Annotated in this window: 10 protein-coding genes; 9 read left to right on the plus strand and 1 reads right to left on the minus strand. The window is 68.8% G+C overall.

Annotated features, from left to right (window positions below; translation table 11 throughout):
- Positions 1-233: 233 nt before the first annotated feature.
- The 8 genes from ACXAFN_RS14405 (at position 234) to acpS (ending at position 8,293) form a co-directional block, all read left to right on the plus strand.
- Entirely contained in the window at positions 234-1,649 is a 1,416-nt protein-coding gene (locus ACXAFN_RS14405) for a DegQ family serine endoprotease (RefSeq protein WP_474989641.1), read from the plus strand.
- A 167-nt stretch (positions 1,650-1,816) separates the two neighbouring features.
- The gene (gene lepA, locus ACXAFN_RS14410; protein WP_474989643.1) at positions 1,817-3,637 is read left to right on the plus strand and encodes a translation elongation factor 4; all 1,821 of its coding nucleotides are present in this window, start codon (positions 1,817-1,819) and stop codon (positions 3,635-3,637) included.
- Between the two features lie 16 nt (positions 3,638-3,653).
- Complete coding sequence (gene lepB, locus ACXAFN_RS14415; RefSeq protein ID WP_474989645.1) at positions 3,654-4,460, plus strand: signal peptidase I; 807 nt, start codon at positions 3,654-3,656, stop codon at positions 4,458-4,460.
- 42 nt (positions 4,461-4,502) lie between these two features.
- Positions 4,503-5,186 carry a ribonuclease III gene (gene rnc / locus ACXAFN_RS14420; RefSeq protein WP_474989647.1) on the plus strand — a complete coding sequence of 228 codons (684 nt, stop codon included), beginning with the start codon at positions 4,503-4,505 and terminating at the stop codon, positions 5,184-5,186.
- Positions 5,183-6,082: a GTPase Era gene (era, locus tag ACXAFN_RS14425; RefSeq protein ID WP_474989649.1), complete on the plus strand. Its 900-nt coding sequence runs from the start codon at positions 5,183-5,185 to the stop codon at positions 6,080-6,082. Before rnc ends, era begins: the two co-directional genes overlap by 4 nt.
- 151 nt (positions 6,083-6,233) lie before the next feature.
- A complete protein-coding gene (gene recO, locus ACXAFN_RS14430; RefSeq protein ID WP_474989651.1) occupies positions 6,234-6,935 on the plus strand; it encodes a DNA repair protein RecO in 702 nt (233 codons plus the stop codon).
- A gap of 183 nt (positions 6,936-7,118) precedes the next feature.
- Positions 7,119-7,919: a pyridoxine 5'-phosphate synthase gene (gene pdxJ / locus ACXAFN_RS14435; protein ID WP_474989653.1), complete on the plus strand. Its 801-nt coding sequence runs from the start codon at positions 7,119-7,121 to the stop codon at positions 7,917-7,919.
- Positions 7,916-8,293 (plus strand): holo-ACP synthase, encoded by a 378-nt coding sequence (acpS, locus tag ACXAFN_RS14440; RefSeq protein WP_474989655.1) that lies wholly within the window; start codon positions 7,916-7,918, stop codon positions 8,291-8,293. The genes pdxJ and acpS overlap by 4 nt, the downstream gene beginning before the upstream one ends.
- On the opposite strand, the gene ACXAFN_RS14445 is transcribed toward acpS, so the two are convergent.
- The gene (locus ACXAFN_RS14445) at positions 8,233-10,956 is read right to left on the minus strand and encodes an ATP-binding protein (protein WP_474989657.1); all 2,724 of its coding nucleotides are present in this window, start codon (positions 10,954-10,956) and stop codon (positions 8,233-8,235) included. The two genes, acpS and ACXAFN_RS14445, sit on opposite strands and share 61 nt — an antisense overlap.
- A gap of 119 nt (positions 10,957-11,075) precedes the next feature.
- Between ACXAFN_RS14445 and cysM the strand changes: the two genes are divergently transcribed.
- The gene (cysM, locus tag ACXAFN_RS14450) at positions 11,076-11,972 is read left to right on the plus strand and encodes a cysteine synthase CysM (RefSeq protein ID WP_474989659.1); all 897 of its coding nucleotides are present in this window, start codon (positions 11,076-11,078) and stop codon (positions 11,970-11,972) included.

Genomic DNA, 11,972 nt, shown 5'->3' on the forward strand with positions numbered 1-11,972 from the left:
CCCTACGGGCCAACGCACTTCCCACTTCCGTGTGGGTCGCAAGGCAAAAGTCGGTGAAAAGACGGACCGGGCTCGCGTGCGAGTTTACGCGGTGTAAATGAGTACTTTGACCGGGCTCGCGCACGAGTCGATTTTTAACGCCGTATGGGCAAGCGCAGACAGTTTTCGTACAGAGCCTAGGGTAGGGGGCAGATGATCCTGCCCACCATTGCACCTTGTCACAGGAGCCATTCATGACACGCATGACGCGCACGCTATCCCTCTGGGTGCTGCTGGTCGTGGCGCTGTTCGCCACCCAGTCCGCCATGGCCCGCGAGTTGCCGGATTTCACCGAGCTGGTGAAGGATGCCGCCCCCGGGGTCGTCAACATCTCCACGTCCCGGGTGGTGGAACGCCGCGATTCACCCTTCCGTGGCTTCGGCAATCAGGAGATTCCCGAGATCTTCCGTCACTTCTTCGGCGACCAGCTGCCGATGCCGCCGGGCGGCGGGCGTGGCCACAGCGAGGAACGCCAATCGCTGGGCTCGGGGTTCATCATCAGCGAAGACGGCTACATCATGACCAACGCCCACGTGGTCGATGGCGCCGACCAGATCCTGGTGCGCCTCAACGATCGTCGCGAGCTCGAGGCCGAGCTGGTGGGGGCCGACGAGAAGACCGACGTGGCCGTGCTCAAGGTCGATGCCGGCGACCTGCCGACGCTCGAGCTGGGCGACTCCGACCGGCTCGAGGTAGGCCAGTGGGTGGCGGCCATCGGCTCGCCGTTCGGCTTCGATCACTCGGTGACCTCCGGCATCGTCAGCGCCATCAACCGCACCCTGCCGCGTGACGTCTACGTGCCCTTCATCCAGACCGACGTGGCGATCAACCCCGGCAATTCCGGGGGGCCGCTGTTCAACCTCGACGGTGAGGTGGTCGGCATCAATTCCCAGATCTTCACCCGCAGCGGCGGCTTCATGGGGCTGTCCTTCGCGATTCCCATCAACGTGGCGATGGACGTGGCCGACCAGCTGAAGGCCAGTGGCTCCGTCGAGCGCGGCTGGCTCGGGGTGATGATCCAGCCGGTGTCCCGCGAGCTGGCCGAGTCCTTCGGCATGGACAATCCCGAGGGGGCGCTGATCGCCGACCTCGATCCCGAGGGGCCGGCGGCCGAGGGCGGCCTCCAGGCCGGCGACGTCATCCTCGCGGTCGACGGCCAGGACGTCGAGCGTTCCAGCAGCCTGCCGCGGCTGATCGGCCGCGTCTCTCCCGGCGGCAGCGTGGCGCTCACCGTGCTGCGCGACGGCGAGCGCGAGACCCTGGACATCGAGGTCGGCGAGTGGCCGGACAGCTCGACGGGCGGCGGCGGCAACGACAAGGCCGAACCCGCACGCCTCGGCATGGCGGTCCAGCCGCTGGGCGAGGCCCAGCGCCGCAAGCTCGAGCTCGATCATGGCGTCCAGGTGACCGAGGTCGACCCCGATGGCATCGCCGCCGCGGCCGGCATCCGGCCCGGCGATGTGCTGGTCAGCATCGGCCAGCAGTCGGTGGAAAGCCCCGGGCAACTCAGCGACCTGGTCGCCGAGCTGCCGGAGGGCGGCGCGGTACCGGTGCGGCTGTATCGCGACGGGCGCTCCTACTACGTGGCGCTGCGCCTGGCCGGCGACTGAGCGCCGCGATGCCCCTGCCGTGACCCGCGACCCGACGGCACTCGCCGTCGGGTCGCTGTATCTGGCCGGCGCATCCCGCTACAATGCCGCCATCTCACTCGACGCACCAGAGACGGTGGAAGCCATGACAGCGACATGGGTGCGTACACGAATCGGATCTTTTTCGAATGTCAGAAAGCGATAACCGCAAAGTAATCAATGGGATACGGAACTTTTCCATTATCGCCCACATCGATCACGGCAAGTCGACCCTGGCCGATCGCCTGATCCAGACCTGCGGCGGGCTCACCGAGCGCGAGCTCAAGGAGCAGGTCCTCGACTCCATGGACCTGGAGCGGGAGCGCGGCATCACCATCAAGGCGCAGTCGGTGACGCTGGATTACCACGCCCAGGACGGCAACGTCTATCAGCTCAACTTCATCGACACCCCGGGGCACGTGGACTTCTCCTACGAGGTCTCCCGCTCGCTGTACGCCTGCGAGGGCGCCCTGCTGGTGGTAGATGCCGCCCAGGGCGTCGAGGCCCAGTCGGTGGCCAACTGCTATACCGCCATCGAGCAGGGCCTCGAGGTGCTGCCGGTGCTCAACAAGATGGACCTGCCCCAGGCCGACCCGGACAAGGTCAGCGAGGAGGTCGAGGAGATCATCGGCCTGGATGCCACCGACGCCTGCCAGGTGTCGGCCAAGAGCGGTCTCGGCATCGATGCGCTGCTCGAGCGCCTGGTGCGCGACATTCCGCCGCCCAAGGGCGATCGCGACGCGCCCCTGCAGGCGCTGATCATCGACTCCTGGTTCGACAACTACCTGGGCGTTGTGTCGCTGGTGCGAATCTTCGACGGCACCCTGAAGAAGAACGAGAAGATCCGCATCACCTCCACCGGCCGCGACTGGCAGGCCAACCAGGTCGGCATCTTCACCCCCCAGCGCCGCGAGACCGACGTGCTGAGGGCCGGGGAGGTCGGCTTCGTGGTGGCCGGCATCAAGGACATCCACGGCGCCCCGGTGGGCGATACCATCACCCACGCCAAGACGCCGGACGTCAAGCGCCTGCCGGGCTTCCAGAAGGTCAAGCCCCAGGTCTACGCCGGGATGTTCCCGGTCAGCGCCGACGACTACGAGGACTTCCGCGACGCCCTGGAGAAGCTGGCGCTCAACGATGCCTCCCTGGACTACGAGCCGGAGAACTCCGACGCCCTGGGCTTCGGCTTCCGGGTCGGCTTCCTCGGCACCCTGCACATGGAGATCGTCCAGGAGCGACTGGAGCGCGAGTACGACCTCGACCTGCTGACCACTGCCCCGACCGTGGTCTACGAGCTGCTGATGAAGGACGGCGAGGTTCGCTACGTCTCCAACCCCTCCAAGCTGCCCGACATGGCCGACGTGGAGGAGATGCGCGAGCCCGTAGTGCGGGCCAGCATCCTGGTGCCCCAGGAGTTCGTCGGCAACGTGATCGCCGAGTGCGAGCAGCGCCGCGGCACCCAGCTCGACATGCTGTTCCTGGGTAGCCAGATCCAGCTCACCTACGAGCTGCCCATGGCCGAGGTGGTGATGGACTTCTTCGATCGCCTGAAGTCGATCTCCAAGGGCTACGCCTCGCTGGAGTACAACTTCGAGCGCTTCGAGGCCGCCAGGCTGGTGCGCCTCGACGTGCTGATCAACGGCGACCGGGTCGACGCCCTGGCGGTGATCATCCATCGCGATCATGCCCACTCCCGGGGGCGGGTGCTGGTCGAGAAGATGAAGGAACTGATCCCGCGCCAGATGTTCGACGTGGCCATCCAGGCGGCCATCGGCGGCCAGGTGGTGGCGCGTTCCACCGTCAAGGCGCTGCGCAAGAACGTCACCGCCAAGTGCTACGGCGGCGACGCCTCGCGCAAGAAGAAGCTGCTCGAGAAACAGAAGGCGGGCAAGAAACGCATGAAGCAGGTCGGCCGGGTGGAAATTCCCCAGGATGCCTTCCTCGCCGTGCTCAAGGTCAACGACGACTAGGGAAGGGCAACGACCGATGGATTTTGCACTCCTGCTGACGGTGGCCGTGCTGGTCACCGGGGCGATCTGGCTGCTGGACCTGGTGTGGTGGCGGCCGGCGCGCCGGGCCCGCCTCACGGCCAGCGTCGAGGCCGGGACCACCGAGGGCGCCGATGCCGGCGCCCGCGAGAAGGCGCTCAAGGAGCCCTGGCCGGTGGACTATGCGCGCTCCTTCTTCCCGGTGCTGCTGGTGGTGCTGGTGCTGCGCAGCTTTTTGGTCGAACCCTTCCAGATTCCCTCCGGATCGATGCGCCCGACCCTCGAGGTGGGCGACTTCATCCTGGTCAACAAGTTCGCCTACGGCCTGCGCCTGCCGGTGCTCGACACCAAGGTCCTCGAGGTCGGCGAGCCGGACCGCGGCGACGTCATGGTGTTCCGCTTCCCCAACGAGCCGTCGGTGAACTTCATCAAGCGGGTGATCGGCCTGCCCGGCGACCGGATCCGCTACGAGGACAAGCAGCTGTTCGTCAACGGCGAGCCGGTGCCCAAGTCGCTGCTCGAGGCCGGTCCCCAGGACGCGCCCGACGAGCTGCTGATGCGGGAGCGACTGGGCGGGGTGGACCACCCTATCTACAATAATCCACGCGACCCCGGCCCGCAGATGCGCGAGCTGGTGGTGCCGCCGGGCCACTACTTCACCATGGGGGACAACCGCGATCACTCCAACGACAGCCGCTACTGGGGCTTCGTGCCGGAGCAGAACATCGTCGGCAAGGCCTTCGCCGTGTGGATGCACTGGAACGGCGGACTGCCGAGCTTCACCAGTGTGCGCCGTATCCAATGAATGCCGGGAGCGGCATTCCTTGCATGACATAGCAGGAGCTTCGTGAGCAATTCCCTGACCATTTTCATCCGCCGCATCGGCCACGATTTCGCGCAGCCCGAGCTGCTCGAACTGGCCCTCACCCATCGCAGCTACGGCGGTCGCAACAACGAACGCCTGGAGTTTCTCGGCGATTCCATCGTCAACTTCGTCATTGCCGAGGACCTCTACCAGCGTTTCCCCCAGGCACGGGAGGGCCAGCTGTCCCGCCTGCGGGCCCGGCTGGTCAAGGGCCAGACCCTGGCCGAGCTGGCCCGGGAGATGGAGTTCGGCGATCACCTGCGCCTGGGCTCGGGCGAGATGAAGAGCGGCGGCCATCGCCGCGATTCGATCCTCGCCGACGCCGTCGAGGCGGTGATCGGCGCCATCTACCTGGATGCCGGCATGGAGACCGCCCGGGCCCGGGTGCTGGCCTGGTACGCCGAACGCCTGGAGGCCATCGACCTGCAGGACACCCAGAAGGATCCCAAGACACGGCTGCAGGAGTTCCTGCAGTCACGCCAGGCGGCGCTGCCCCGCTACGAGGTGATCTCGGTGGAGGGCGAGGCCCATGCCCAGACCTTCACCGTGGAATGCCATATCGAGATGCTCGATGAGCACACCCGGGGCATGGGGTCGAGCCGTCGTCACGCCGAGCAGCAGGCCGCCGAGCGCGCCCTGTCCCGCCTCGAAGGAGGGCGTTCATGAGCCAGACCTGCGGCTTCGTGGCCATCGTCGGCCGACCCAATGTCGGCAAGTCGACGCTGATGAACCGGATCCTCGGCCAGAAGATCTCGATCACCTCGCGGCGTCCCCAGACCACCCGTCACCAGGTGATGGGCATCAAGACCGAGGGCGAGGCCCAGTTCGTCTACGTCGATACCCCGGGGATCCATATCCTCGAGAAGGATCGCAACAAGGCCATCAATCGCTTCATGAACCAGGCCGCCACCCAGGCCCTGCGCGACGTGGACTGCGTGGTCTTCATCATCGACCGCACCCGGTGGACCGCCGAGGACCAGGTGGTGCTGGAGCGCCTGGCCAATATCGAGGCGCCGGTGATCCTGGCGGTCAACAAGGTCGATCGCCTCAAGGACAAGACGGAGCTGCTGCCCTGGCTGGAGTCGGTGGGCGCCCGGCGCGATTTCGCGGCCATCGTGCCGATCGCCGCCAAGCACGGCACCCATGTCGACGCGCTGGAGGCGGAGGTCGCCAAGCACCTGCCCGAGAGCGTGCACTTCTTCCCCGACGACCAGGTCACCGACAAGAGCCAGCGCTTCCTGGCCGCCGAGCTGGTCCGCGAGAAGGTCATGCGCCAGCTCGGCGACGAGCTGCCCTACCAGATGACCGTGGAGATCGAGGAGTTTCGCGACGAGGGCAAGGTGGTACACATCAGCGCCCTGATCATGGTCGAGCGCCAGGGGCAGAAGAAGATCCTGATCGGCGAGCGCGGCGAGCGCATCAAGAAGATCGGCCGCGAGGCGCGCCTCGACATGGAGCGGGCCCTGGACGCCAAGGTCATGCTCAACCTCTGGGTCAAGGTCAAGCGCGGCTGGTCCGACGACGAGCGGGCCTTGAAGAGCCTGGGCTACGATCTGGACTGACGCCGACGATACCTGCCTGCGCTCGATCATGCTGTGTTGAAGAGCGGCTCGAAATGCTCATTTACCCTCCTGTAAACTTCGCGTTCTCGCCGCTCTTCGCCTTGCCTGATCTTCGCTCGGGGAGGTCTCGTTCGGCGTCAGGACAGTTGCCATGACCCCCCAGCCGGCCTACCTGCTGCACAAGCGCCCCTACCGCGAGACCAGCGCCCTGGTCGAGCTGTTGACGCTCGACCACGGGCGCGTCCGTGCCGTGGCGCGGGGCGTGCAGCGACCCGGCAGCCGCGCGCGGGCGACCCTGCAGCCCTTCGCCCCGCTGCATCTCACCTGGAGCGGCCGGGGCGAGCTCAAGCGGCTGTCTCTGATGGAGAGCCGGGCGCCGGCGGCGATGCTGGTGGGGGAGGGGCTGCTGTGCGGCCTCTACGCCAACGAGCTGCTGACCCGGCTGCTGCCGGTGGAGCTGCCGGTGGGCGACGTCTTCGCCTTCTACGCCGCCGCCCTCGAGGCCTTGCCGCGGCCCGAGGGTCGGGCCGGTGCCCTGCGGCGACTCGAGCTCTCGCTGCTCGAGGCCCTGGACGCCGAGCCGCACTTCTCCACGCCGGATGGCCAGGCCCTCGATCCCCAGGCTCGCTACGTCTTCGAGGCCGGGGCCCGGGCCTTCGTGCCGGGCGAGCCCGGCATCGACGGCCGCACCCTGAAGTTGCTGGCCACCGGCGACTGGCGCGAGCCGGGCCTGGCCGGCCCGGCCAAGGCCGTGACCCGGGCGGCGCTGGCGCCGCTGCTCGGCAGTCGGCCGCTGCGTTCCCGGGAATGGATGCGCCAGCTGGCCGAGCGACGCAGAGCCGGCCCGGCTTGAAGAGCGGCGCTCGCGCCTGGAAGCCTTCTCTTCGCTCTTCGCTCTTCGCTCTTCGCTCTTCGCTCTTCGCTCTTCGCCCTTCGCTCTTCGCTCCACGTCCCTGACCTCACCGCTTGGCCGCCCGGTCGCTTACGCTTACCCTTGTCCCCCTCTTTTTTCGCATTCTGGCCCTGGAGACTTCCCATGCATCCTCCCCGCATCCTGCTCGGCGTCAACATCGACCATATCGCCACCCTGCGCCAGGCGCGCGGTACCCGCTATCCCGACCCGGTCCAGGCCGCGCTGCTGGCCGAGGAGGCCGGGGCCGACGGCATCACCGTGCACCTGCGCGAGGATCGCCGGCATATCCAGGAACGCGACGTGCGTCTGCTGGCCGAGGTGCTCAATACCCGCATGAACCTGGAGATGGCGGTCACCGAGGCGATGCTGGCGCTGGCCGAGGAAGTCCGCCCGGCCCATGTGTGCCTGGTGCCGGAGAAGCGCGAGGAGCTGACCACCGAAGGCGGCCTGGACGTGGTCGGCGGCTTCGAGGCGGTCGCCGCGGCGTGCCGCCGGCTCGAGGCAGCGGGGGTGGAGGTGTCGCTGTTTATCGACCCGGAGCCCGCACAGATCGAGGCGGCGGCGAAGGCCGGGGCGCCGGTGGTCGAGCTGCACACCGGGGCCTATGCCGAGGCGACCGGCGTGGCCGCGTCCCGCGAGCACGCCCGGCTGGTGGCCGCCGCCGAGATGGCCGGCGAGCTGGGGCTGACCGTCAATGCCGGCCACGGCCTGCATTACCATAACGTCGAGGCGATCGCCGCCATTCCCGGCCTCCACGAGCTCAACATCGGCCACGCCATCATCGCCCGTTCGCTGTTCGTCGGCCTCAAGGAGGCGGTGGCCGAGATGAAGCGCCTGGCCATCGCCGGCCAGGAGGCGGGCTTCGTGGCGGCCCTCGACGAGCACGACCACGAGCACGACGGCGACGGCAACTGCTGCGCATGATACTGGGCATCGGCACCGACATCGCCCGGGTGGCGCGCTTCGAGGCGGCCCAGGCCCGGCATGGCGAGCGCTTCGCCGAGCGCGTGCTGGGCGAGGGCGAACTGGTCCGCTACCGGGAGCGCGGCCGGCCGGCGGCCTTCCTGGCCAAGCGCTTCGCCGCCAAGGAGGCCTTCGTCAAGGCGCTGGGCACGGGGCTGCGCCGCGGCATGCGCTGGACCGAGATCCAGGTGGTCAACGACGACCTCGGGCGGCCGTCGCTGGTCCTGTCGGGGCGGGCCCGGGCGCTCGCCGAGGCGGCGGGCATCCGCGGCCTTCACCTGTCGTTGTCGGACGAGTCGGCGTTCGCCGTGGCCTTCGTCGTCCTGGAAGACTGAGCGTCTGCGGGGTGGGCCGCCTGCCAGTCGCGCAGCGCGGTCATGGCCGCATAGAGGTCGGGCAGCAGCGGCGCCACCGCCTCCAGTCCGCGGGAGCGCAGGCGAGTCTCCAGGGTCTCCGCCAGCAGTCCCAGGCGCGGCACCCCGCAGTAACGGCAGGCCCCGTTGAGGGCATGGATGGCATCGAGCAGGGCCTCGGCGTCGCCGGCGTCGACGGCCCGGCGGATGTCGGCCTCGCTGCCGTCCAGGGAATCGATCAGGTGGCCCAGCAGCTTGCGGGCCAGGGCCTCGCGGCCGCCGGCGAGCTGGGCGCCCAGCGCCAGGTCCACCGAGGCCAGCTCGGCATCGCCGACCGGGTCGGCCTGGGTGGTCTCGCCGGTTTCCTCCAGTGCCAGGCCGATCCCCAGGTGGTGGCGCAGCAGGCTCGATAGCTGGGCGGTGTCCAGCGGCTTCTCGAGCACGCCGTCCAGCCCGCTCTGCAGCAGCTGGCGGCGCTGCTCGCTCTGCACGTGGGCGGTGACGGCGATGATCGGCACGTGTCGCCAGGGGCCGCCCAGCCCCCGCAGGGCGCGGGTCGTCTCCACGCCGTCCATGCCGCGCATGCGGATATCCATCAGCACCACATCGAAGTGAGTCTCCTGAGCCATGGCCAGGGCTTCCTCGCCGCTGGCGGCCAGGCCGACCTCCAGCTGCGGCCCCTGGATCAGCTCCTGCAGCAGCAGGCGGTTGGACTCGGTGTCGTCCACCACCAGCAGCCGCAGCGGCGCTCGCGCCTCGCCGGCCGGCCGCGCCGGCAGCTGGTCGCGTCGGGCCCGAGTCAGGGTCCGGGTCACCGATTCCACCAGGGTGTGCCGGGACAGCGGCTTGCTCAGCACCTCGCCGCCGTGGGGTAGCGGCAGGGCCGGCAGATCGGGGGGGCTGGCGTTGACCAGCAGCAGCGCCGGGCAGGCGAGGCGCTCCAGTCGCTCCTGCAGGGCCGCCTGGCCGTCGCGGTCCAGGTCGGCATGGTCCAGGCCGATCACCGCCAGGGCGACATCGCCGCCCGAGGCGCGCCGGGCGTCGATGACGCGGGCCTCCCAGCGGGTCAGCAGGTGCTTCAGCGCGGAGTGGGTCTGGGTATGGGACTCTTCCAGGACGATCCGTTGCCCATTGAGCACCATTTCCGGTTCCCGCAATGCCTCGCCCTGGCAGGCCAGCGGCAGGGTGAAGGCGAAGGTGGAGCCCTCGTCCGGGGCGCTCTCGACGCTGATCTCGCCGCCCATCTGTTCGACCAGCTGGCGGCTGATGGCAAGGCCCAGGCCGGTGCCGCCGAATTCCCGCTGGTGGCTGGCGTCGGCCTGGCGGAAGGCCTGGAAGAGCCGGCGCTGGGCGTCGACGCTCATGCCGATGCCGGTGTCGCTGACCGCCACCCGCAGCACCACGTGCCCGCCGGCGCGCTGTTCGACCATCACCCGCACGATGACCTCGCCGCGTTCGGTGAACTTGACGGCGTTGCCGACCAGGTTGGTCAGCACCTGGCGGATGCGCAGGGGATCGCCGCTCAGCGTCTCGGGTACGTCGTCGTAGACCAGGCCGAGCAGGTGGATGCCCTTCTGCTGGGCATGGGGCGCCTGCAGCCCCAGCACCTCGTCGACCAGCGCCACCATGTCCAGTTCGGTATGCTCGAGTTCCAGGCGGCCGGCCTCGATCTTGGAGAAATCCAGGACGTCGTTGACCAGCATCAGCAGGTTGTCGCAGGCGCGCTGGACGTGGTCGAGCCATTCCCGCTGGCGGGGGGCCATCTCGGTGCGGTGCAGCAGGCGGCAGAAGCCGATGATGCCATTCAACGGGGTGCGGATCTCGTGGCTCATGTTGGCCAGGAACTCCGACTTGGCGCGGTTGGCTTCCAGGGCCTGGCGATGGGCCATGTCCAGCTCGATGTTCTGGATCTCGATGGTCTCCATGGACTCCTGCAGCTCGCCGGTGGCCTGCTCGATCTGGGCCTGGAGGTCCTCGCGGGCGGCGGTCAGGTGGTCGCCCAGGGCGTTGAGGCCATGGGCGAGGCGGGCGAGCTCGGCGTCCTTCGGCACCGGCAAGGGGCGAGGCGCGCCGCCGGCGGTCACCCAGGCCAGGGCCTGGCTGGCCTGTTCGAGGGGCTGGCTCAGTCGGCGGCTCACGCTATAGGCGACCAGGAACAGCAACAGGCCGGTCAGCAGCAGCAGCAGGGCCCCGCCGGCCAGCTGGCGGTATAACGCCAGGGGCAGGGCGGAGGCGTCGATGTCGAGGATCAGCCGCGCGCCGCTTCCCCCGGGTAGCGGCACATGCAGGAGCCACTGGGCTCCCTCGGCCTGCAGGCGTTGGTCGCCAATCTCGGCGATCGGGGCGGCCTGGCGGAGTCGGCCGAGCTCGAGTCGCAGTCGGCCATCGCCGTCCCGCACGCCCAGGGCGCGAATGGAATCGTAGGCCAGCAGCCGGCTCGCGGTGGCCTCCAGGGTCGCATCGTCATCCGCGGCCAGCGCCTCGCCGAGGGTGGGGGCGACCAGGCCCGCGGCCTGGGCCAGGCGATCCCGGAGCTCCCGGTGGTGGTGTCGATCCTCGTGGAGCGTTGCCACGCTGAGCAGCAGCGTCATCAGCAGCAGCGGCAGGGCGAGGATGGCCAGCATCAGGCGGGTCTTCAATGACATCGGGCGGGCTCGTCGGCTGGGGTGTCGTGTCCCAGTATGCCACACCCGCCGGGCATGCCTGTCCAGTGCGAGCGCCCGAGGATATAATGCCGAAAAGACGTTTCCAGAAGGACGGTTGCATGCAGTTCCCCACCCTGGAGGACACCATCGGCCACACGCCGCTGGTCCGCCTGAAGCGCATCACCGCGGGGCGCAACAACACCCTGCTCGCCAAGCTCGAGGGCAACAACCCGGCCGGGTCGGTGAAGGATCGACCGGCGCTGTCGATGCTCGAACAGGCCGAGGCGCGGGGCACCATCTCGCCGGGCGATACCCTGGTCGAGGCCACCTCCGGCAATACCGGCATCGCGCTGGCCATGGCCGCGGCGATCAAGGGCTATCGACTGATCCTGATCATGCCCGAGAACGCCTCCAGCGAGCGCAAGCAGGCGATGGCCGCCTACGGCGCCGAGCTCATCGAGGTCAGCCGCGAGGGCGGCATGGAGGCCGCCCGGGACCTGGCCGACACCATGATCGCCCGCGGCGAGGGCAAGCCGCTCGACCAGTTCGCCAATCCCGACAACCCGCTGGCCCACTACCGGGGCACCGGGCCCGAACTCTGGGAGCAGACCGGGGGCACCATCACCCATTTCGTCAGCTCCATGGGCACCACCGGCACCATCATGGGCGTCTCCCGCTACCTCAAGGAGATGAGCCCCCGGGTGCAGATCGTCGGCCTGCAGCCTGAAGACGGCGCCAGCATCGCCGGCATTCGCCGCTGGCCGGAGGCCTACCTGCCGCGGATTTTCGATCCCGCCCGGGTCGATCGGGTGCTGGACATCGGCCAGCACGAGGCGGAGGCGCACATGCGGCGCCTGGCCCGGGAGGAGGGCATTCTCGCCGGGGTCTCCTCCGGCGGAGCGCTCGCCGGAGCGCTGCGTCTCGCCGAGGAGGTGGAGAACGCGGTGATCGTGTTCATCGTCTGCGACCGCGGCGACCGCTACCTCTCCACCGGCCTGTTCGCCCCGGAGTCCTGA

Source organism: Halomonas sp. ABH4_019, assembly GCF_056159885.1.

What these genes read in the sequence shown, in the direction of transcription:
- ACXAFN_RS14405 (WP_474989641.1), top strand. Translation starts at nt 234, where the DNA reads ATGACACGCATGACGCGCACGCTATCCCTCTGGGTGCTGCTGGTCGTG.
- lepA (WP_474989643.1), top strand. Translation starts at nt 1,817, where the DNA reads ATGTCAGAAAGCGATAACCGCAAAGTAATCAATGGGATACGGAACTTT.
- lepB (WP_474989645.1), top strand. Translation starts at nt 3,654, where the DNA reads ATGGATTTTGCACTCCTGCTGACGGTGGCCGTGCTGGTCACCGGGGCG.
- era (WP_474989649.1), top strand. Translation starts at nt 5,183, where the DNA reads ATGAGCCAGACCTGCGGCTTCGTGGCCATCGTCGGCCGACCCAATGTC.
- recO (WP_474989651.1), top strand. Translation starts at nt 6,234, where the DNA reads ATGACCCCCCAGCCGGCCTACCTGCTGCACAAGCGCCCCTACCGCGAG.
- pdxJ (WP_474989653.1), top strand. Translation starts at nt 7,119, where the DNA reads ATGCATCCTCCCCGCATCCTGCTCGGCGTCAACATCGACCATATCGCC.
- acpS (WP_474989655.1), top strand. Translation starts at nt 7,916, where the DNA reads ATGATACTGGGCATCGGCACCGACATCGCCCGGGTGGCGCGCTTCGAG.
- ACXAFN_RS14445 (WP_474989657.1), bottom strand. Translation starts at nt 10,956, where the DNA reads ATGTCATTGAAGACCCGCCTGATGCTGGCCATCCTCGCCCTGCCGCTG.
- cysM (WP_474989659.1), top strand. Translation starts at nt 11,076, where the DNA reads ATGCAGTTCCCCACCCTGGAGGACACCATCGGCCACACGCCGCTGGTC.